This window comes from Salipiger abyssi (genome assembly GCF_017311415.1).
GTDB lineage: Bacteria > Pseudomonadota > Alphaproteobacteria > Rhodobacterales > Rhodobacteraceae > Salipiger > Salipiger abyssi_A.
This window is the reverse complement of sequence record NZ_JAEKIS010000013.1, coordinates 1-20,508: the sequence shown is the minus strand read 5'-3', so window position 1 is coordinate 20,508 and position 20,508 is coordinate 1. Positions and strand designations below refer to the sequence as shown.

The 20,508-nt window shown below is 64.1% G+C and carries 22 protein-coding genes and 1 other RNA gene; 9 read left to right on the top strand and 14 right to left on the bottom strand.

The genetic code is table 11. The annotated features are described in order from the left end of the window. Positions 1-121: 121 nt before the first annotated feature. Entirely contained in the window at positions 122-1,057 is a 936-nt protein-coding gene (locus tag I6N89_RS16950; protein WP_207019671.1) for a DMT family transporter, read from the bottom strand. A gap of 52 nt (positions 1,058-1,109) precedes the next feature. Here I6N89_RS16950 and I6N89_RS16945 point away from each other — a divergent pair, with 52 nt between their 5' ends. Continuing rightward, a complete protein-coding gene (locus tag I6N89_RS16945; protein WP_207019669.1) occupies positions 1,110-1,718 on the top strand; it encodes a cupin domain-containing protein in 609 nt (202 codons plus the stop codon). Positions 1,719-1,814: 96 nt separating this feature from the next. On the opposite strand, the gene I6N89_RS16940 is transcribed toward I6N89_RS16945, so the two are convergent. Further along, entirely contained in the window at positions 1,815-2,957 is a 1,143-nt protein-coding gene (locus I6N89_RS16940) for a CaiB/BaiF CoA transferase family protein (RefSeq protein ID WP_207019667.1), read from the bottom strand. Positions 2,958-3,146: 189 nt separating this feature from the next. Here I6N89_RS16940 and lipA point away from each other — a divergent pair, with 189 nt between their 5' ends. Beyond that, a complete protein-coding gene (lipA, locus tag I6N89_RS16935; protein WP_207019835.1) occupies positions 3,147-4,097 on the top strand; it encodes a lipoyl synthase in 951 nt (316 codons plus the stop codon). 131 nt (positions 4,098-4,228) lie between these two features. Here lipA and I6N89_RS16930 read toward each other — a convergent pair whose 3' ends face one another. From I6N89_RS16930 to ssrA, 9 genes are all read right to left on the bottom strand, one after another. Further along, the gene (locus I6N89_RS16930) at positions 4,229-4,456 is read right to left on the bottom strand and encodes a ribbon-helix-helix domain-containing protein (RefSeq protein WP_207019665.1); all 228 of its coding nucleotides are present in this window, start codon (positions 4,454-4,456) and stop codon (positions 4,229-4,231) included. After that, positions 4,453-4,629 carry a DUF4169 family protein gene (locus tag I6N89_RS16925; RefSeq protein WP_207019664.1) on the bottom strand — a complete coding sequence of 59 codons (177 nt, stop codon included), beginning with the start codon at positions 4,627-4,629 and terminating at the stop codon, positions 4,453-4,455. The genes I6N89_RS16930 and I6N89_RS16925 overlap by 4 nt, the downstream gene beginning before the upstream one ends. Before the next feature lie 53 nt (positions 4,630-4,682). Continuing rightward, positions 4,683-5,654 (bottom strand): serine hydrolase domain-containing protein, encoded by a 972-nt coding sequence (locus tag I6N89_RS16920; protein WP_207019834.1) that lies wholly within the window; start codon positions 5,652-5,654, stop codon positions 4,683-4,685. A 97-nt stretch (positions 5,655-5,751) separates the two neighbouring features. After that, positions 5,752-7,146, bottom strand: coding sequence for a class II fumarate hydratase (fumC, locus tag I6N89_RS16915; protein ID WP_207019662.1), 1,395 nt, complete (start codon positions 7,144-7,146; stop codon positions 5,752-5,754). 102 nt (positions 7,147-7,248) lie between these two features. Continuing rightward, complete coding sequence (locus tag I6N89_RS16910) at positions 7,249-7,878, bottom strand: class I SAM-dependent methyltransferase (protein WP_207019660.1); 630 nt, start codon at positions 7,876-7,878, stop codon at positions 7,249-7,251. A 12-nt stretch (positions 7,879-7,890) separates the two neighbouring features. Beyond that, on the bottom strand, positions 7,891-8,358 hold the full coding sequence (locus I6N89_RS16905; protein ID WP_207019658.1) for an SspB family protein: 468 nt from the start codon (positions 8,356-8,358) through the stop codon (positions 7,891-7,893). 81 nt (positions 8,359-8,439) lie between these two features. Beyond that, positions 8,440-9,675, bottom strand: a complete 1,236-nt coding sequence (gene chrA, locus I6N89_RS16900; protein WP_207019656.1) for a chromate efflux transporter — start codon at positions 9,673-9,675, stop codon at positions 8,440-8,442. Positions 9,676-9,724: 49 nt separating this feature from the next. After that, on the bottom strand, positions 9,725-10,378 hold the full coding sequence (locus tag I6N89_RS16895; protein WP_207019654.1) for a DUF1194 domain-containing protein: 654 nt from the start codon (positions 10,376-10,378) through the stop codon (positions 9,725-9,727). A 56-nt stretch (positions 10,379-10,434) separates the two neighbouring features. Continuing rightward, positions 10,435-10,786, bottom strand: a transfer-messenger RNA (tmRNA) gene (ssrA, locus tag I6N89_RS16890). Positions 10,787-11,022: 236 nt separating this feature from the next. On the opposite strand from ssrA, the gene purM reads away from it, so the two are divergent. Continuing rightward, positions 11,023-12,069, top strand: coding sequence for a phosphoribosylformylglycinamidine cyclo-ligase (gene purM / locus I6N89_RS16885; RefSeq protein WP_207019652.1), 1,047 nt, complete (start codon positions 11,023-11,025; stop codon positions 12,067-12,069). Beyond that, on the top strand, positions 12,066-12,662 hold the full coding sequence (gene purN, locus I6N89_RS16880; RefSeq protein ID WP_207019651.1) for a phosphoribosylglycinamide formyltransferase: 597 nt from the start codon (positions 12,066-12,068) through the stop codon (positions 12,660-12,662). Before purM ends, purN begins: the two co-directional genes overlap by 4 nt. Here the strand turns inward: purN and I6N89_RS16875 are convergent. Continuing rightward, a complete protein-coding gene (locus I6N89_RS16875) occupies positions 12,653-12,844 on the bottom strand; it encodes a hypothetical protein (protein ID WP_207019650.1) in 192 nt (63 codons plus the stop codon). The two genes, purN and I6N89_RS16875, sit on opposite strands and share 10 nt — an antisense overlap. Before the next feature lie 243 nt (positions 12,845-13,087). Here I6N89_RS16875 and rnd point away from each other — a divergent pair, with 243 nt between their 5' ends. Further along, positions 13,088-14,245, top strand: a complete 1,158-nt coding sequence (rnd, locus tag I6N89_RS16870; RefSeq protein ID WP_207019648.1) for a ribonuclease D — start codon at positions 13,088-13,090, stop codon at positions 14,243-14,245. 89 nt (positions 14,246-14,334) lie between these two features. Here rnd and I6N89_RS16865 read toward each other — a convergent pair whose 3' ends face one another. After that, entirely contained in the window at positions 14,335-14,844 is a 510-nt protein-coding gene (locus tag I6N89_RS16865; RefSeq protein WP_207019646.1) for a hypothetical protein, read from the bottom strand. 131 nt (positions 14,845-14,975) lie between these two features. Between I6N89_RS16865 and I6N89_RS16860 the strand changes: the two genes are divergently transcribed. Further along, on the top strand, positions 14,976-15,383 hold the full coding sequence (locus I6N89_RS16860) for a SufE family protein (protein WP_207019644.1): 408 nt from the start codon (positions 14,976-14,978) through the stop codon (positions 15,381-15,383). A gap of 1,143 nt (positions 15,384-16,526) precedes the next feature. Next, positions 16,527-17,777, top strand: a complete 1,251-nt coding sequence (locus I6N89_RS16855) for a hypothetical protein (protein WP_207019643.1) — start codon at positions 16,527-16,529, stop codon at positions 17,775-17,777. 61 nt (positions 17,778-17,838) lie between these two features. On the opposite strand, the gene I6N89_RS16850 is transcribed toward I6N89_RS16855, so the two are convergent. Then, complete coding sequence (locus I6N89_RS16850; protein ID WP_236016696.1) at positions 17,839-18,462, bottom strand: hypothetical protein; 624 nt, start codon at positions 18,460-18,462, stop codon at positions 17,839-17,841. 113 nt (positions 18,463-18,575) lie between these two features. Between I6N89_RS16850 and I6N89_RS16845 the strand changes: the two genes are divergently transcribed. After that, complete coding sequence (locus I6N89_RS16845; RefSeq protein ID WP_207019640.1) at positions 18,576-19,790, top strand: CBASS cGAMP synthase; 1,215 nt, start codon at positions 18,576-18,578, stop codon at positions 19,788-19,790. Next, positions 19,790-20,452 carry an E2/UBC family protein gene (locus tag I6N89_RS16840; RefSeq protein ID WP_236016695.1) on the top strand — a complete coding sequence of 221 codons (663 nt, stop codon included), beginning with the start codon at positions 19,790-19,792 and terminating at the stop codon, positions 20,450-20,452. The genes I6N89_RS16845 and I6N89_RS16840 overlap by 1 nt, the downstream gene beginning before the upstream one ends. Positions 20,453-20,508: the final 56 nt, after the last annotated feature.

Sequence of the window (20,508 nt, the reverse complement as noted above, 5' to 3'; positions counted from 1 at the left end):
TCTTATCTCAAGCATAGGCGCTGTCGCCGCGGAGAAATAGCGGCGAAGCGAACATGCGCGGGCCGGATGCGGCAGGGTGCGGGACGTCGCTTATACGCGATGCGCCGGACGCGAGCGGCTTTCAGCGTTTCCGTCGTCCGCTTATCAGACCGTAGAGCCCGGCGGCAGCGATCAGGCAGGTGCCGAGAACGACCGGCGAAGACGGAACGGTCCCGAAGAACAGCGCGGCCCAGATCGCGGCAAAGCCGAGATAGGCGAAATCCAGTCCCGCCACGACGACTGTCGGGCCGAGCTGATAGGCGCGGGCCAAAAGCACATGGATCGCGATCGATATGAGCGCCAGAATCACAATCGCCGGCGCGGTGTCCATGCCGAGCGGCACCCAGGCCGTGAGCAGGAACGGATAGCGCTCCGGCATATCGACAAGCGCGGAAGCGATCATGCCGGTAAGACCGGCTGCGGCAAAGACGAGATTGAGCGAAAAGGTCAGCACCCAGGCATTCAGCGCACCCATGCGCCCGCGCGTCGCGACCATCGCAAGCGCGTAGCACAGAGCCGAGGCCAGAGGGATCAGCGCGGCCATGGAAAATGCGTCTCCTGCGGGTCTCAGCACGATCAGGACGCCGATGAACGCGGCAAGAACGGCGATCCATTGAGGCATGGCGATGGGCTCTCGCAGGAAAAGGCCGGAAAACACGACGATGAGCAGCGGACCGGTGTAGTAGACGGCGGAGACCACCGGAAGTTCCAGCACCGGCAGGCCAGCGTAGAAGAACACATACATCGCCACGATCAGCGTCGAGCGGAGCAGCACATGCCGGGTCACGGCCGGGCGAAGCTGCCCGTGACCGGTGCGAAGAACCAGAACCGCCAACAGCGGCAGGATCAGCACAGAGCGTAGAAAAAACAGCTGCCACAGCGGCAGCCCCGTGCTCAGCAGCTTCACCAGCGCATCCTGCAACGCCATGAGCGCCGTGGCGCAGAGGATCGCTGCGGGGCCACCAAACCGGGCGGAATCAGGCGCTGTCTCCGTGACTTTGCGGATCGTTTTGAGCATAATTGGTTCCGAGGATTCTATCTTTCATCAAAAAAATGGATATAAAATTTAGATGAGTCAATGGCAGGACGACAGGGAGGGCGCGGCCCGGGGCAACGCGAGGGACACACAACAGATCGTCGGTGCGCGCATGCGCGAGCTTCGCAAGGCCAAGGGGATGACCCTGCAACAGCTCGCCGGCGCGACCTCGCTTTCGGTTGGCTATCTCAGCCAGCTGGAACGTGAGCAGGCGGTGCCGTCGATCCGCGCCCTCAGCACGATTTCCCGAGCGCTCGGCGTAAACATCAGCTGGTTTTTTCCGGATCCGGACCGCACCGCCGATCCCGAGGCCGCGGTGGTCGTCCGCGCCGCCCGCCGTTCCGCGCTTCGCTTCGAGTCCGGTATTCGCGACGAGCTTCTGTGCCCGACGCTCGGCGGGAATCTGGAGATGCTGCTCTGTACCTTCGAGCCCGGCGCCAGTTCGGGCGATCTTTATGCGCATGACGGTGAAGAAGCCGGCTATGTCAGCGAGGGGCAGCTCGAACTGCGCATCGAGGGAGAAACCTATCTCCTGAATGCCGGCGACAGTTTTCATTTCGACTGCAACCGCCCGCACGGATATGCCAACCCGACGCAGCAGCGAACGGTCGTCGTGTGGAGCGTGACGCCGCCGCACTACTGAGCGATGGCAACTGCCCGGCGTCTGGGAGCGACACAATGGGCTCAGCCGCGCGCCGGCGCGGTCGAAGCTGCCGGGTATTTCGCCCTCAGTCCGCCCTCAGTCCGTGCCCAGCCAGCGCAGGATATCGGCGCGGTTGCCGTCGAGCTCCGGCGCGGCGGGGCGTGCCGGACGGTCTTCCATATCCGACATCTTGATCGGGTTGCCGGCGGCCTTGAAGCTGGCGCGCCCGTAACGGTCGAGCACATCGACGATCATGTTGCGCGACAGAAGCTGCGGATCCTTCATCACCTGCTCCATGCTCTGGATCGGGGCGCAGGGCACGCCGGCGGCAGTGAGCCTGGAAAGCCAGTGCGAGCGCGGATGTTCCAGCGTGGCGGCCTCGATCAGCCGTTTCAGCAGCCGGACATGGGCGAGCCGGGCGGCATTGTCGGCAAAGCGCGGATCCTCGGCCAGCGGCAGTTGCAGCGCGAGGCAGAGCCGCTCGAACTGCGCATCGGTCCCGGCGGCGAGCACGAAGGGCCCGTCGGAGGCGGCCACCGCTTCGCAGGGCGCGAGCGACGGGTGGCGTGTGCCGGAGGCCTGCGGCGCGGGGCCGAGCGCGGTCTGCGGCACCGCTTGCTCCATCAATGCAAGCTGCGCGTCGAGCAGCCCGATATCGACCCGCCGTCCGCGCCCGGTCTTCTCGCGGTCGTAGAGCGCGGCGAGGATACCATGCGCGAGGAACATGCCGCCTGCCAGATCGCCGACCGAGCTTCCCGCCCGCGCTGGTGCAGCCGGCGTGCCGGTCAGCCCCATGAGCCCGCCGCGTGCCTGCGCCACCGCGTCATAGGCCGGACGCTTGGCATCGGGGCCGGTCTGACCATAGCCGCTTACCGAGGCATAGATCAGCCGGGGCAGGCGATGGCGCAGCGTCTCCCAGTCGAGCCCGTGCCGGGCCATCACTCCGGGGCGGAAATTCTCCACCAGAACATCGGCGCGTTGCAGCAGCCTGTCGAGCACGGCGCGGTCGGCGTCGGCCTCCAGATCCAGCGCAATCGAGCGTTTGCCCCGGTTGATCGCGGCGAAAAAGCCGCTCTTGCCGTCTTTCAGCGGCGGCAGGGCGCGGGCGCCGTCACCGCGCCCCGGGCGCTCGACCTTGATCACCACCGCGCCGAGATCGGCGAGGATCATGGTGGCATAGGGGCCGGAGAGAATCCGGCTGAAATCGACGATGGTAACGCCGGAAAGGGGAAGCGACATGGGCCTTGGGCTCTCTGATGTCCGGTGCTGCTCACGCTCAGCTTTCCGCACTGGACCGCCATGCGCAAGCGCAACCTCCGCGATGCGCTCAACCCCGCCGACCGGGCCCACGGGGCGGGGCCACTGGCAACCGCCGCCGCAGTGCTATATGTTGTCTCGAAGAGACCGACCTATCGCGGGGAAGAAATGGTGCGAGACCTCAAGATCCCGACACAGCGTCATCCGGAAAAGGCGCATCGCAAGGACAATCCTCAGCCCAAGAAACCGGACTGGATCCGGGTGAAGGCGCCCACCGGCAAGGGGTATCAGGAAACCCACCGCATCATGCGCGAACACAAGCTCGTGACCGTCTGTGAAGAGGCGGGCTGCCCGAATGCCGGCGAATGCTGGAACCAGGGTCACGCCACGATGATGATCATGGGCGATATCTGTACGCGCGGCTGCTCCTTCTGCAACATCGCCACCGGGCGCCCCGATGCGCTCGACGTGTTCGAGCCGGGCCGCGTCGCCGATGCGGTGCAGAAGCTGGGGCTGAACCATGTGGTGATCACCTCCGTCGACCGCGACGATCTGGCCGATGGCGGGGCGGAGCATTTCGCCCAGACCATCCGCGCCGTGCGCCACCGCTCGCCCGGGACCACGATCGAGATCCTGACGCCGGATTTCCTGAAATGCGCCCCCGAGGTGCTGGAGACCGTGGTCGCGGCCAAGCCCGACGTGTTCAACCACAATCTCGAAACCGTGCCCGGGCTCTACCCCTCTGTGCGTCCGGGCGCGCGCTATTTCCATTCGCTGCGGCTGCTGCAACGGGTGAAAGAGATCGACCCGTCGATCTTCACAAAATCCGGCATCATGGTCGGACTCGGCGAAGACGCCCAGTCCGTCCGGCAGGTGATGGACGACATGCGCGCCGCGAATGTGGATTTCCTCACCATCGGGCAATACCTCCAGCCGACATCGAAACACCACGCTGTGGACCGTTTCGTCACGCCGGAGGAATTCGCGAATTATGAAAAGACCGCTTATGGCAAGGGCTTTCTGATGGTCTCGGCAACGCCGCTCACCCGGTCGAGCTATCACGCCGGCGACGATTTCGCCAAGCTGCGCGCGGCCCGGGAAAAGACCCTGGCCGAGGCCTGATCCGGACCCAGGTCTTTCATCTTTCCGACAATACTCCCGCCGAAGGCGTCCGCATTGGCCGCCTTCGGCACGCCGGGCACAGGCCGCCACGGCACCGCCGCCAAATTCCTTGCAAGGAATTTGCGCCCCGCTCAGCCGCGGGCGCGGGCCTTGACGTATTTCAGCACATAAACCCGGATCGCCGAGGCCAGCCCGGCCTCGAGCCCGCGGGTCTCGTCGATCTCCGCGGCGAGCGCGTTGAGCGCCTTGCCCTCCGCCCGGGCGATGGCGCGGAACTCGTTCCAGAACGCCTCCTCCAGAGATACCGAAGTGCGGTGCCCGCGCAGGCTCAGCGAGTGTTTGACCGGTCGTCCCGTCATTCGTCGCGCCTGTGACCGTCGAGATCGCGCGCGGCTTTCTCCTTGCGGGCGAGCTCGCGGGATTTCTCGGCCTTGCTGCGACCGAACTTGACCGCGTTGGAATCAGCCTTGGCGCGCTTTTCGGCGCGGGCCTTCTCCTTGCGGTAGCGATTGAGATTCACCGGGGTGGTCATGCACCGAGCTTATCGCGCCTAGGCCAGCTCCGAAAGCGTCGAGATCGCTGCCGTTACGCCATGGCGAGGATCGGCCCGTCGAGCAGGGCGGTCAGCGTGCCGAAATACCCGCCCGAGCGCGCCGGGCGCAGCGGATCCGAGGTGATCGCCACGGCCAGATCGCGGTCCCGGTGAAAGGCGATGACCTGCCCGCCATAGCCGCGCGCCAGCCCATAGCCCGAACGGGTGAGAAACCAACCGTAGCCATAGCCCATGCCCGACCAACGCGAGGTGGTGCGCGGCTCCAGCGAGGCCTCCAGCCAGTCCTCGGCGACGACCCGAGCGCCATCGTAGCTGCCGCCGTCGCGCATCATCCAGGCGACGCGCAGCATGGCGCGCGGCGTCAGCGCCATTTCGTTGCCGCCGAGATAGTTTCCCTGCGGATCGCGCGTCCATGCGGGGATCTCGATCCCCAGCGATGTGCCCAGGCCCTCGCGCATCTGTCGCAGCAGGCTCTGACCGGTCGCTCGCGCCAGCGCCGCGCCAAGCACATGGGTGCTGCCGGTGGAATAGAGCATGCGCCCGCCCGGCTCGGCCACCATCGGACGCGAGAGCGCATCGGCCACCCAGTTGCCCGACGACACCCAGGCGCCGTAATTGCCGCCAGATGTGCGCTCCAGCCCGGCGCGCAAGGTCACCAGGTCTTCCATGGTGATATCGCGCACCCGGGGATCGGCGGAGGAGGGGATCAGCCCCGGCGCGATCTCGCCCAGCGTGGCATCGACCGAGGCGATATCGCCGCGCTCCAGCGCGCGGCCCAGCATCAGCGCCACGAGGCTCTTGGAGCAGGATTTGATATTGGCCGCCGCATCCAGCCCGCGCCCGCGTGGCGCCTCGGCGAGCAGCAGCTCATCGCCGCGCAGCACCTGGATGGAGTGAAGCTGATCCTCGGTCTCGAGAACGGACGCGACCTCCTGTGCCGAGGCAAAGCGCGGCGCGAGAAAGGGCGTGGCGAGGGCGGTGCTGAGAAAGATACGGCGGTCCATACCGGCAAAGATATGGCAGCCGCGGGCGGCGTGCAGGCGCAGGCCGTTCACATCTGCGTAGGGTCGGGCGCGGGGGATACCCCCGCGCCGCAAAAAATCAGTCCTTGGGGCCGATCATGTCTTCGGGACGCACGACGCGGTCAAAGGTCTCTTCGTCGACAAAGCCGAGCGCGATGGCTTCCTCGCGCAGCGTGGTGCCGTTCTTGTGTGCGGTCTTGGCGACCTTGGTGGCGTTGTCATAGCCGATGGTCGGCGCCAGCGCCGTCACCAGCATCAGCGATTCCTTCATCAGCTTCTCGATGCGCGTCTCGTTGGCCTGGATGCCCGACACCATATTGTCGGTGAAGGCCGAGGCGCTGTCGCCCAGAAGCTGCATGGATTGCAGCACGTTGTAGCTCATCATCGGGTTGTAGACGTTGAGCTCGAAATGACCCTGCGAACCGGCCATGCCGACGGCGGCGTCATTGCCCATGACATGGGCGCAGACCATGGTCAGCGCTTCGGCCTGGGTCGGGTTCACCTTGCCCGGCATGATCGAGCTGCCCGGCTCGTTTTCCGGCAGGATCAGCTCGCCCAGACCGGAGCGCGGGCCGGAGCCCAGCAGGCGGATGTCGTTGGCGATCTTGAAGAGGCTTGCCGCCACGGTCTTGAGCGCGCCCGAGAACATCACCATGGCGTCATGCGCCGCCAGCGCCTCGAACTTGTTCGGTGCGGTGACGAAGGGCAGGCCGGTGATCTCGGCCATGTTCGCGGCCACGGCCTCGCCCCAGCCCTTCTTGGTGTTGAGCCCGGTGCCCACGGCGGTGCCGCCCTGTGCCAGTTCGTAGATGTCGGGCAGGCAGGCCTCGACGCGCTGGATGCCCTTGCGGACCTGATGCGCATAGCCCGAGAATTCCTGGCCCAGCGTCAGCGGCGTGGCGTCCTGGGTGTGGGTGCGGCCGATCTTGATGATGTCCTTGAATTCGTCCGATTTGGCTTCCAGCGCGGCCAGCAGCTTTTTCAGCCCCGGCAGCAGCACGTCGCGCGCCTGCATGGCGATGCCCACATGCATGGCGGTGGGGAAGGTGTCGTTCGACGACTGGCCCATATTGCAGTGATCGTTCGGATGGACGGGCTTCTTGCTGCCCATCTCGCCGCCCAGCATCTCGATGGCGCGGTTCGAGATCACTTCGTTGGCGTTCATGTTCGACTGGGTGCCCGACCCGGTCTGCCAGACCACCAGCGGGAAGTTGTCGTCGAACTTGCCCTCGATCACTTCGGACGCGGCGGCGATGATCGCGTCGGCGATCTTTGCGTCCATCGCACCATTGGCCTTGTTGGCCATGGCGCAGGCCTTTTTCACCACGCCGAGCGCGCGGATGATCGGCACCGGCTGCTTTTCCCAGCCGATGGGGAAGTTCATGATCGAGCGCTGCGTCTGCGCGCCCCAGTACTTGTCTGCGGGAACCTCGAGCGGGCCGAAGCTGTCGGTTTCGGTACGGGTCTGGGTCACGGGAACCTCCTTTGATCGCGGTCGCGAAATCTCTTACTCCACGTCACGGGAAAGGCAAGGCTGTATACCTTGGGATACCGTTAACATGCGCCTTTCGGGCGGTCAGCCGGCGTCGCGATGCAGGGTCAGCACCTGCGCCGGCGGCAGGTTGCCCCAGACCACCGCGCAGCGTCTTGCGCGCAGGTGCAGCACCCGCATCAGCCGCGACGACACCGGCACGCCGGGGCCATAGGTGTACTGGATGAAGGGCGCGCCGGGTGCGAGCTGCCGGAAGGCGGCGCGCAGGATGCGCGCCTGGAGCGGCGCCGGAAAGGACAGCAGCGGCAGGCCCGAGACCACCGCGCGCAGCGGCGGCAGGCCGAGCGCGCCGACGCTCTGCGCGCCGCAGTGATGCACGGTGAGATCGGGAAAGCGTTGGCGCAGCAGCCCGGCGAACTCGTCGTTGATCTCGATGAGATGCAGATCGGCGGGGGCGATTCCCCGGGCGAGGATCCGGCGGGTGATCTTGCCGGTGCCGGGGCCGAGCTCGACCACTGGCCCGGCGCCCTCGGGGATGCAGGCTGCCATGGCGGTGGCCAGCCGGTCGGAGGCCGGCGCCAGCGCCGAGACCGATTGCGGGCTGCGCAGCGCCTGTCCCAGAAACAGCGAGAAATCGGCATCGGGCCGGAATCGCTCGGGCAGGCGCAGGCGGGAGGACGGCGCCCCGGAGGGCCTGGTTTCGGGAACTGTCACCGGTGTCTGGCGCTACTGCTTGCGGAACGCATCGAGCCGCACGACCTCGGCATCGTGCTGGGTCTCGCCCTCGCCGGGGCCGTCGGGCCCGTCTTCCGGCGGGGTGGGGTCGTCTTCGTCCTCATCCTCATGCGTCTCGAAGCGCAGGCCGAACTCGACCGACGGATCGACGAAGGTCTTGATCGAATCATAGGGGATATAGAGCCGCTCCGGCGCCTCGCCAAAGCTGAGCGTCACCGCGAATCCGTCATCGGTCACTTCGAGATTGTCGAAGCGGTGCTGAAGCACCACGGTCATCTCTCCCGGATAACGGTCGGACAGCCAGTCGGCGATCTCCACATCCGGGTGCTGGGTGTCGAAGGTTATGAAAAAATGATGCTCGCCGGGCAGGCCGCGCTCCCGAACGTCCTCCAGAACGTTCTGAATGAGGCCGCGCATCGCGCGGTGCATGAGATTTCCATAGTCGATGCCGCCAGACATGGCACAAATCCTTGTGTCGGTTCTGTCACCATATTCGATTTGGCGGCGAGGAAAAGACTCTGCGACCGGAAAATTCTCCGCTCAGCCCAGCAGCCAGCCGGCGAGCGCGCAGAGCGCCAGTGTCAGCGGCACCGAGCGTTTCAGCCCGATGAGCAACCCCGCCGCCAATACCGCCAGTGCCAGCGCCTCCGGGCGCAGGCTTGTGAGCACCGGGAGCGTGGCGGCGAAGGGCGCGGGGGCGGCGAGGGTTTCGGCAAAGAACACATGCAGCGCGAACCAGAGCGACAGGTTGGCGATCACCCCCAGCACGGCGGCGGTGATCGCGCTCAGCGCACCCTTTAGCCGCGGTCGCGCCAGCAGCCGTTCCAGATGCGGCGCAAAGGCAAAGATCCAGAGGAAACAGGGCAGGAAGGTCATCCACAGCGTCAGCACCGAGGCCGCCAGCGCCAGCGGCCAGCCACCCGCTTCATGACCGATGAGCTGCCCTGTGAACTGGGTCACCAGGATCAGCGGGCCGGGCGTGGTCTCGGCCAGCCCCAGCGCGTCGACCATCTGTTCCGGGCCGAGCCAGCCGCGCAACTGCACCACCTCCTGCGCCATCCAGGCCAGCACGGCATAGGCACCGCCGAAGGAGACTACGGCGAGCTTGGCAAAGAACAGCCCCAGATCGAAGAGCAGCCTCTGCCCGAAGGCCCAGAGCAGCGGCAGCGGCGCCAGCCAGAGCGCCGCCCAGAGCGCGATGCGGGGCAGGGTGGACGCGCGCTGCTGCGGCGCGGCGATGGCCTCGGGGGCGGCGCTGCGCGACAGCGCGCCATAAAACCCCGCCGCCGCGATCACCAGCGGGAAGGGCGCCGCGAACAGGTAGAGCGCGGCAAAACCCAGCACCGCGATCACCACGGCGTCGCGCCCGGTCAGCGCCCTTTTCCACAGCCGCGCCAGCGCCTGAAGCACGATGACGATCACCGTCGCCTTGACGCCCAGCATCAGCGCTTCGGTCTCGGGGCGGGCGCCATAGGCGGCATAGAGCGCCGCCAGCGCCGCGATCACCAGCGCCCCGGGCAGCACGAAGAGCGCCCCTGCCAGCAGCCCGCCGGCGGTGCCGCGCAGCCGCCAGCCGGCATAGGTGGCAAGCTGCATCGCCTCCGGCCCGGGCAGCAGCATGCAAAAGCTCAGCGCCGAGAGGAACTGCCGCTCGCTCAGCCAGCCACGCTCTTCCACGAGCACCCGGTGCATCAGCGCAATCTGCGCGGCGGGGCCGCCGAAGCTCAGCAGGCCGATCCGGGCGAAGGTGGTGAAGAGCAGGGAGAATGCGGGCATGTGCGCGGTGTGACCGGGCTCTGTAACGGCGCCATGACGGGCGCGCCGCTCAGCCGGTGACACGCGAGATTTCCCGCAGCATCTTGCGTCGCAGCGTCTCGGCAAAGGAGCGGTGGCCGCGCGCGGTCATCACGAAGCCATCGCGTGTGATCAGCGCGCGGCGGTAGAAATTTGTGATGGCGAGCCCATGCCCCGGCGCTTCGATGGCCAGCCCGTTCACGGTGATCCCGGCGCGCTGCGCCCGCTGCCGCGCCGCACCGGTGGAGCCGCCTGCATTGGGCGTGCCGTCGCCCGAGACGTCGATGACGCGGCGGGCGCAGTCGGGCGCCGCGGCGAAGCGGTCGATGGCGCTGTGCAGCGCCGAGGCCGGCGCGGTGTCCGAAAGCACAAAGGCGCGCTCCATGGCGCGTGCCCGCGCGGCAAGGCGGGTGACGTCTTCGGGGCTGCGCATCTGCACCCAGCCGATGCTCATCTGCTGCCGCCCGTCGCCGGCCCATTGCATCACCGCCAGCGCCACCTTGTCCTGCACCAGAATCGCCGCGATCCCGGGATCGGCCAGCGCGCTCGCCAGCCCCTCCGCCTGCAAGCGGTACTCGCCCGCATCCACCGAGTTCGACACATCCATCGCCAGCAGCAGCGCGGTCTCGCAGGCGCGCGCGGGCGCGGCGAGCAGGGCGAGGCAGAGGCAAAACGCGCGCAGCATGAGCGGATGCTGGCAGGGCGCGGGGCACCGGTCAATTGCGCTGATAGGGGGAGGGAAGTGCAGGCTTCTGTTGCCAGGTGCCTGCGAACCCCGCCTTACGCTGCTAGGCGCAAGGGCTTAGATTTCGGTCTTGCTACTGCTTACGCAGCAACTGCAACCGGAGCATGATTGTCGTTGGCAATTATGCAATTTGCACCGATAACGGTGGTGGCTCACCGGGACAAAGCTAACCCCTTTAGACGTTCGTCGATCCTGTTTCGGCCCCATGCTCCCCCCAACGAAGGGTGATATGGTGGAGCCGCCGGGTACCGCCCCCGGGTCCGATCCGCTTATTACGAGCGCGTTTATGTCCATAGTTCCCGAGGGAACGCTGGAAATATAGGCAAGCCGGGCGCGGAATCAAAGGGGGGATCGTCACGGATTGCGCAGAAATTCCGGCACCATGCAGCGGCGGGACGTCCGGGACGCCTCTGGCGGGCGTGGTTTGCCAGGAGAAGACGGGCAGGGCGCGACGGGTTTGACAGGCCCGCGTCGTCTTCTCTTTGCAAATACGCCTCTTCGGGCGGGCCCTCTATGCATGGCATGACGCTTTCCTTCGGAGCGCCCATGCGCTAAAGCCGCGCGCAAGAAACCCGGAGGGCGGCATGAGCGACGGCAAGAACGGCATCACCTATGCGGATGCGGGCGTGGATATCGACGCGGGCAACGCGCTGGTCGACCGCATCAAACCCGCGGCGAAGCGGACCAGCCGGGCGGGCACCGTCACGGGGCTGGGCGGGTTCGGCGCGCTCTTCGATCTGAAGGCGGCGGGCTACAGCGATCCGGTGCTGGTGGCGGCCACCGACGGGGTCGGCACCAAGCTGCGCATCGCCATCGACACCGGCCATGTGGACGGGGTCGGCATCGACCTTGTCGCCATGTGCGTCAACGATCTGGTGTGTCAGGGCGCCGAGCCGCTGTTCTTTCTGGATTATTTCGCCACCGGCAAGCTCGACACCGAGAGCGCCGCGCGGGTGATCGAGGGCATCGCCGAGGGCTGCGTGCGCTCGGGCTGCGCGCTGATCGGCGGCGAGACCGCCGAGATGCCGGGCATGTATCCGGCGGGCGATTTCGACCTCGCGGGCTTTGCCGTCGGCGCCATGGAGCGCGGCAGCGAGCTGCCCGCCGGCGTGGCCGAGGGCGATGTGCTGCTGGGGCTGGCCTCGGACGGGGTGCATTCCAACGGCTACAGCCTCGTGCGCAAGCTGGTCGAGGTCTCGGGGCTGGGCTGGGAGGCCGATTGCCCCTGGGCCGAGGGCTCGCTTGGTGAGGTGCTGCTGACCCCGACGCGGCTCTATGTGAAACAGGCGTTGGCGGCGGTGCGGGCGGGCGGCGTGCATGCGCTGGCCCATATCACCGGCGGCGGGCTGACCGAGAACCTGCCGCGCGTGCTGCCCGAGGGCATGGGCGCCACGATCGACCTCGGCGCCTGGGATCTGCCCCCGGTGTTCAAATGGATGGCCGAGACCGGCGGCATGGCGCAGGCGGAAATGCTCAAGACCTTCAACTGCGGCATCGGCATGGTGCTGGCGGTGGACGCGGCACAGGCCGAGGCGCTGACCGCGCTGCTGCGCGCGGAAGGCGAGACCGTTTATACGCTGGGCACCGTCACCGGCACGCCGGGCATGGGTTATGAGGGCGCGCTCTTTTGAAACGGGTCGCCATCTTCATCTCGGGCGGCGGCTCGAACATGGTGAAGCTGGTCGAGAGCATGACCGGCGATCACCCGGCCCGGCCCGTGCTGGTGCTGTCGAACAATGCCGATGCCGGCGGACTGGTGAAGGCCGCCGAGATGGGCGTGCCCACGGCGGTGGTCGATCACCGGCCTTTCAAGGGCGACCGCGAGGCGTTTCAGGCCGCGCTTCAGGCAGAGCTGGAAAAGGCCGCGCCGGATATTCTCTGCCTTGCCGGCTTCATGCGGGTGCTGACCGCGAGCTTCGTGCAGAACTGGCAGGGGCGGATGCTGAACATCCACCCCTCGCTGCTGCCGAAATATCGCGGGCTGCACACCCATGCCCGGGCTCTCGAGGCGGGCGATGCGGAACATGGCTGTACGGTGCACGAGGTCACGCCGGAGCTGGACGAGGGCCCGATCCTCGGGCAGGCCACCGTGCCGGTGCTGCCGGGCGACACGCCCGATGCGCTGGCGGCGCGGGTGCTGGTGCAGGAGCACCGCCTCTATCCGGCGGTGCTCAGGCGCTTTGCCGAGGGCAATCGCGAGATGCTGCGGCTCGCTCAGGGCTGAGCCCGGTGCGTGGCGGCATTGCCGTGCCAACCGTCGGGCGTCAGCTCTGCCGGCGGCGCCATCAGCGCCGGAACGCCGATGAGCACAAGCAGGACAAGCGCAGCAAGCCAAGGCATCAGAGCGGGGCGCGCGGCGCGGTCGGACGACCGGTGCGGGGCGCTGTGAAGATCGAGAATCGTCATATCGGAACCTATGAAAGACGCGGGTTGCGGTGATGACGCCGGTATAGCCGGGCATCGGGTATCTTAAAAATGAATGGTTGTTTTGGGTGGCATCACGGAGTGGAATGAATCCGTGTTCAAAACCCGTCACTGCCTGCCTCAGGGCGCGGTTTTCTTCGCGATATCTTTGCTCTGGCGCACGCACGGGTGTAGGAGGGCAACCCAGCGAGACGCAAACGATAAGCAAGAGCGGCCGGAGCCCCAATGAAGACGATCACCACGACACAAGAGCTTGCCGCGTTCTGCGAGGCTGCGGCAGAGGCCCCCTATGTCACGGTCGATACCGAATTTCTGAGGGAACGGACCTATTATTCAAAGCTCTGCCTGATCCAGCTCGCGGCGCCGGGCAAGGGCGACGAGAACGCGGTTCTGGTCGATCCGCTCGCCGATAATCTGTCGCTCGATCCGCTGCTCGACCTCTTCCGCGACACGTCGGTGGTCAAGGTCTTCCATGCCGCACGGCAGGATCTGGAGATCTTCTTCATCGATCACGGTGTGATCCCCGATCCGCTCTTCGACACGCAGGTTGCGGCGATGGTCTGCGGCTTTGGCGAGCAGGTGGGCTACGAGACGCTGGTCAAGCGCATCGCGCGGCAGTCGCTCGACAAGAGCTCGCGCTTCACCGACTGGTCGCGGCGTCCGCTGACCGATGCGCAGAAGAAATACGCGCTGGCCGATGTCACCCATCTGCGGGTGATCTACGAGCATCTGGCAAAGGAGCTGGAGCGCACCGGCCGTGCGCGTTGGGTGGCCGAGGAGCTGGCGGTTCTGACCGACCCGGAAACCTATATCACCCGGCCCGAAGAGGCCTGGCAGCGGGTCAAGACGCGTTCGTCGAGCCCGCGCTTCCTGGCACTGGTGCGCGAGCTGGCGGCCTTCCGCGAGGATTACGCGCAGTCCAAGAACATCCCGCGCAACCGTGTCTTCAAAGACGACGCGCTGACCGAGCTGGCCTCGACCAAGCCGGCGACGATGGAGGATCTGGGCCGTTCGCGGCTGCTCCTGCGCGAGGCCCGTAAGGGCGCCATCGCCGAGGGCATCCTGGCGGCGATCCAGACCGGGCTCGACTGCCCCAAGGACGAGCTGCCCAAGCCCGACAATGCCCGCGACCAGTTGCAGGTGAACCCGGCGCTGGCGGATCTGCTGCGGGTGCTGCTGAAGGCGCGCACCGAGGCGTCGGGCGTGGCGGCACGGCTGATCGCGCCGGCGGCGGATCTCGACGCGATGGCGGCGGGCATGCGTGACGTCAAAGCGCTGACCGGCTGGCGCCGCGAGGTGTTCGGCGAGGATGCGCTGCGGCTCTGCGAAGGGCAAATCGGGCTCGCGGTCAAGGGCCGCGAGGTCGCGGTGATCGAGATCTGAGATCGCGGTTTTGCGTGGTGGGTTGCATGGTGGGTTGAAAAACCCACCCTACGGCGCCTCTATGGTGGGTTAAAACCCACCACCCCGTTTTACCGGCGCGTCACGCGGGCGTTGCTCGCCCCCTGAACGCGGATCTCGCGGATGCCTGCCAGTTCCTGCTCGGTGAGCCAGAGCGCTGCCGTGACCATGCGCGCGCGCGGCCCCACATTGCGCGGCCCCGCCGATTGCAGCGCGCGCAGATCGTAAACCAGCGTATCGGCATCGCTGGCGGCCTCGTCCTCGACGATACGCACATCGAACGGGCCGGCGCGGTCGGCGATGCCGGTGACGCGGATGATCGCACCGCCGGGGCGGCGCTCGATCAGCAGCTCTTCGATGGTCTCGACCGGCCAGCCGCCATAGGCTTCTTCTTCGGGCCGAAAGATCGAGGCGCGGCGCGCCGGGATCAGCGGGTTGTCGGCGCCGGTGGCGGCAGTGTTTACGGTCACCGGCTCGCTGCCTCCGAACCAGTTGAACGGGTTCATCCGCGACTCGCGCACGGTGCCGCAGCCTGTCAGAACGACGCCCGCGACGATCAGGACCGAGAGAGATGTCTTCATGGCGTCACTGCCCCTTGCCTGCCTGTGCGTGAGGGTTATCGCATTGTGCCAGGCTTGAAAAGCATCCCGTGCAGGGGCTGGACCTTTCCGCCGCGCCTGCCTACCTCTGGAGGCGACAGCAGGAGACGGATATGGCACAGGCGGCGTTCGAAGAGGTGGTCGAGGATTTCGAGTTTCTCGAGGATTGGGAAGACCGCTACCGCATGGTGATCGAGCTGGGGAAGGCGATGGAACCCTTGCCCGATGCGCTCAAGGTGCCCGCCACCAAGGTCGAGGGCTGCGCCAGCCAGGTCTGGCTGCACCCGGCGGTTGAGGAGGGGCATTTCCATTTTCAGGGCGACAGCGACGCGATGATCGTGCGTGGCCTGATCGCGGTGCTGCACCGGCTCTATGACGGTCTGCCGGTGGGCGAGGTCGGCAAGCTCGACGCCCGCGCCGAGCTGGGCCGGCTGGGTCTGAACGACCACCTCTCGGCACAACGCTCGAACGGGCTGCGGGCGATGGTGGAGCGGATCCGGGAGTATGCGGCGGGGGGGTGAGGAGGCGCCTGCCGGCGAGCTTGGTCGGGCTTGTGTCGCGTTTTTGGACGTAATCGTGAAGGCCCGTCTTGCCGATTTGCTGGACGCGGGCCTTACCTATGCCGATGTGTTCAAGCTGGTGCGGGTGGTTGATGATTGCTGCGAGGGGGAGGGCGCAGTAATAATCGCGCTTTGGGGCACAGAGGGATGAGAAAGACCCTGCCAAACAGAAATCCCAACTAAGTCATTGACTTTTATGGGCTTTTTCGTGATTGGCTCCGGCGGTAGGGATCGAACCTACGACCAATTGATTAACAGTTTCCGGAGTTGTTTGGCGGGTTTTAGGTAAGTGTTTGAATTTAAATAAAACGTGTGTCGGTCGGACTGTCGCAAAACAGGACAAAAAGGCCAGTTTTGGAGGGCATCCGCGCACACTCCACGCACACTGCCGGACACACTGGCCCTCCTTGGACACACAGTTAGTAGCGGGGAAGGCTTCAGAATCGGAAGGCTTCCGGCCGAGGAAGTTATCGGCCACCGTGGTTCGCCCGCTGTCGACGAAGTGGATGATATTGAGAAAAGCGTTGGCCGAGGGCCTGGTTAAGGATGAACGGGGCGGGGGCGCAGACTGCGGTTGCCTTGTCCTGCCAAGAGACGGTCCCTTACGCCCGCCACAGGCTCCTTAGCCTCGCTGACACCAGCTTCTTTTGCGCTGGCAGTCGTTAACGGCTGGTTTCCGAAGACTCAAAACCGCGAGATCCCCACGCAGCGCTGAACTGCGCTTCGTGCCCGGCGTAGGGCAGGGCGCGAGGCAGCCCTTTACCGTCATTCGGCCCAGACACAGCGCAGCGACGAAGGCCCAAAAGGGCGGGCTCCACACAGTATCTCGTGTGCCGAAAGCAGACATTGGTCTGCCATGTGATCGGACAACTCAAAATTTGCTCAACCGCCTTGTGTGCGCACTCTTTGACTGGGAAGAGAAGGTGATGCAAGGATGTGTACGGCTGGTCCCGAGCGATTTCGCTTGTGAACTTTGCCCGCCACTAATGCAACAAGAGAGACGTGCCAATTCGCTAGAAACAAGTTCTCGTAGCGATGGGCTTTCAAGAGATGGTTTGAATATTGGCGATTCAGAAAAGAGATCGGTCCACTTTACCGAAAGGGATGAGCGAGGATCTTCTCAGAGAGATATCTGAGGAATATCTGCTCCCACTATTTTCGGGCGCGGCATTAGACGCGTCTTCTGAACGTTCGAGCTCCTCAGAGGCAACTGTCGCCTATCTCAGTCCTCAAAAGATTGGGTTTAAGGTGAACAAATCGGATACATACCGGCTAATATTTCGAAGAGATCAGCCGTTCGCGAAGAAAAAGGACCCCGCCCGAGAAATTCGGGTAGTTGAAGCCTTCTCAAGTATCCTGGCTGAAATGAACGACGAGCTGAAGGGAGACCTCAAAGCCGATCTGCTCTCGACCTTCCAAAGGCGAGTAGTTGCTCGAGCGGTCTCTGAAGAATCCATCGAGAAGAACGTTCTTGCCTTGCTCGATCAGATGTCGAACTGGTCGACGCGACTTTACGAAGGTACGCCTATAACCGGGGCGATAGGCATCGATCCCTTTGCGAAAGCGAACACAGGCATTAAATTTGACCTTTTTGCTTCGAACGACATAGGTGCCGTTCTCACGAACGGGTACAATAGCATGCTGGTATTCGATGAAGGTCTGAGTTTTATTCAGCACCTTTCTCTAAATCATCAGGTTAAAACGGCTCCGGCAAGCCCTTCGATGCAATCGGCAATTTCTAACTGGACTGCAGGCCGCGAAGGTAGGGTTGCAGTTGCACTCAATGGATATGGAGAGTTGCTAGTCTTTCGCGATGGCCAGCTTCTCTTCTCAAGGCGGAATGGGGTTTGGCATTTTCTTACCCACAGTCCGATCTTGGGCCAAATGGCCGTGCCGCGTGATCCAAAGATTCGTGGAGCAATATATGAATCTATTCTCGACGCTTCGTTTGGGAGGCGAGGTGCCTGCCTAGGAATTGTTGGCTCTGGTCAACGCGAGAGTTGGCACTCGCTAGTAGCCGAATTTGACAGGCTGGACCTAATAACTTCAGAAAAAACAAAAGCGCTTAGCGCCATCGTACAGAAGCGGCCCTTCCACGAACTGGACCGTACTCTTAGGGAAGAGTTGCTTTCAATCGATGGAGCAACACTACTGGATCATAAGGGTAATGTGCTGGCAGTCGGCGCTATAGTAAGGATCAGCAATACTGGCGATGGCGGCGGCCGGTCATCGGCCGCCCAAGGGTTGGCTAGGTTCGGCCTTGGAGTCAAAGTCTCGCAAGACGGAAGTATAATAGGCTATAGACCCACATCGAGTGGGAGTTCTGAAGTCTCGCCTGCATTTAGGTTGATGTAGGCCACGGCGCGAACTTCGTTCGAGTGCAGCTAGAGGAATGTGCCGCCAGAAGCTATTAGCTTTAAACCCGCTTTGCTGCAATGGATCCCGCTGTATTTAGCCCGCGTGGGGCATTGCGGTTCGTCCAGTAGATTCCTCGCATGGACTTGAAGTTCGGATCGATCTCGACGTGGGCAGCGCCGAAATGAAACTGCTCATCCGTTGGCTGAGGTGCAGGGGTCTCGTTTTTGTAGACATATGTGAGAGTGAACCGACCCGACTCGCGGTCTTTTCTCGGCTCGACTACAAGTGTGTTCGAGGTCGAATACTTGTCATCGGCATCAAAACGGATGTAGAGCCTGAACCAGTTCTGAACGATCTCGAATTGCCCGGGCACCAGTGTATTGATGGTTTGCGGGTCGGTGCCTGCAAAATCCGGATGATACGCTGCCATCGCGGCGATGTTTGAGTGGATTTCAGTTTGCCAGCGCCCGTTTAGATCGGGGAAAACCCAGCTGTTTAGCAGCGGGAAAAACCCCCAAAGCTTGCGCCACAGAGGGGTTGCTCCAAGCACCAGGCTAATGAGCCCGAAGGTGGCCGGGGTCGTGTAGATGAGACGCATGAGTTCCGAGCCCGTCTCTGGCCGGATCAGCACCGCGTTGATGGCCAAGCTTACCCCGAACAGGATGAACAGAACCCAATTCAACGCCGTTTTATCTAGGACTCTGTACAACCGCGAGATTCCTCAAGATCTGGTTTGTTTTTCGCCCGTCTATCCTATATCATGTGGTGTGTGATGTCACGAACTCGGTGGGTCCTATGTCAACTATGAATGCCCATGCTCTGTTTCTCGGCGCGAACACGAGCGCGTCCTACCATCAGGCGATCTTGCTGCCGGATGATACGCGCCGCGCCCTGTTGCAGGCCGACCGGAAGCTTCGCGCCGCTATCCGCCGCGCCGCCGCCGTGGCCGTTCAGTTCGGCAAACAGATGGCGCTCGCCACCGATGCTTACCGCGCCTCCAAGCAAGCGCCGCCGACCCTTGATGTTCGCTTCCTTCTCCAAGGGGGCCTTGCCTATGACACCGCCGTCGAACCGGCCTTCATGCCGCCGCAGCAATGCGACCGCGACACGGGCGTCTATGTAAAGACTTCGTTCTTGGCCCGTCAGGAACCCGGTCTTGCCGCTAAGAAATTCTTCGAACTGGTCGAGACTGCCATCAATCCTCTGTGTGATGCCGAAGGCTGGACCATCAAGAAGAAGAGTACCTGTGTGCGGGTCGAGATCAGCCCGTTCATGCATATCGATTACCCGCTCTACGCGATCCCTGATGATGCCTTCGAGACCTTGGAAAAGAGCCTTCGCGATGCGACGGGTGAAACGCTGGTGACCGCCGCATCCCAGATGCTTACTATGATGGACCGTCATCGCACGCTTCGCATCCCTTCCGACCGGATCATGCTCGCACACCGCGAAGAGGGCTGGGTCCAGTCCGATCCCCGCGCCCTTCATGACTGGTTCGAAGAACAGTTCTCACGCTACGGGCCCCAGGTCCGGCGTCAGAGCCGATACTTCAAGGGGTGGCGTGATTTTGCTTTCGAGCAAGGCGGGCCGTCTTCGGTTGCGCTCATGGTCTGTATCGCCAACTGCTACCGCGAAGGTCTTGTCTCTGCTGACGAGGCACGAGACGATTTGGCGTTTCATCAGGTCGCAGGCGCGCTTTCAGAATTTATGCGCGATCCTATCCAGAACCCGGTCTTGGACGTTCCGAGCGCCCTCAACGACTGGGACGAAATCGAGCGTGCCCGCTATCGCAGCGCCGCGAACCAACTGCACGAGACGGTCGGCACCGCGCTGAACGGACATTACTTGCAAGACCTGACCGTGCAGCGCCTTCAGAAAGCGCTCGGGCGGCGCGTGCCGAACCGCCCCGATCTTGTCAAAGCTCATAGCAAGGTGCCCGAGATCGCCGCCCCTGCGGCGGTTATCTCCAGCGCACCGCTCAAGACCACGGCGCGCACGACTTCGGGGTGATGAACGCTTGGCAGCGCGTACGTGAGGTTCTTGCCGGACACGGGTTTACCCTCGTGCCAGGCTCCGGGCGGGATCGGTATCAAGGCCAGGTTAAGGTTGGCACGGTATCAGTATCCTTAGAAATCGAGATCACCGATTACGACTTTCTAGACCTGCCGAAAATCCGGGTGCTAAAGCGCGACACTCTTCCCAAGCGCCTCACCGCTCATATCGTCAGCGACGGCACCCTGTGCTATGCGGAAAAAGCCACGTTCTTGCTCGACCGCTACCAGCCTGATCGCAGCGTTGCATCCTGTCTTGAGCAGGCCCGCACAACGCTCAACACATTGCTTCACGGCAACCCGAGCTCAGCCTTCATGACTGAGCTGGCTGCCTATTGGAGCGCCACGCCCTATTGCCTTATCGATGAACAATCGGGATTAACGCGCTGCGTGTTCGGAGTATGTACGTTTCAAAACGGTCCACAAATCCTCATTGCAGGAAAGAGCGAAGAGCGCCTTCAAGCCTGGACCGAAAAGGCCGGGGGGACATTCAGCAAGACCTTCGAAGCGCCGGTGGTGCACGCGATTGATGCGATCCGTCCGCCATCATCCGGCACGTGGTGGGCGACAACCATCTTGACCGGCACCGTCAGGCAAGTTGGCCGCCGCCGCCAGCCGTAGGGAGGGCGTAGCCCGACCGAAGGCTGGCGGCGGCGGCGCGGTTCTCTTCACGGGGG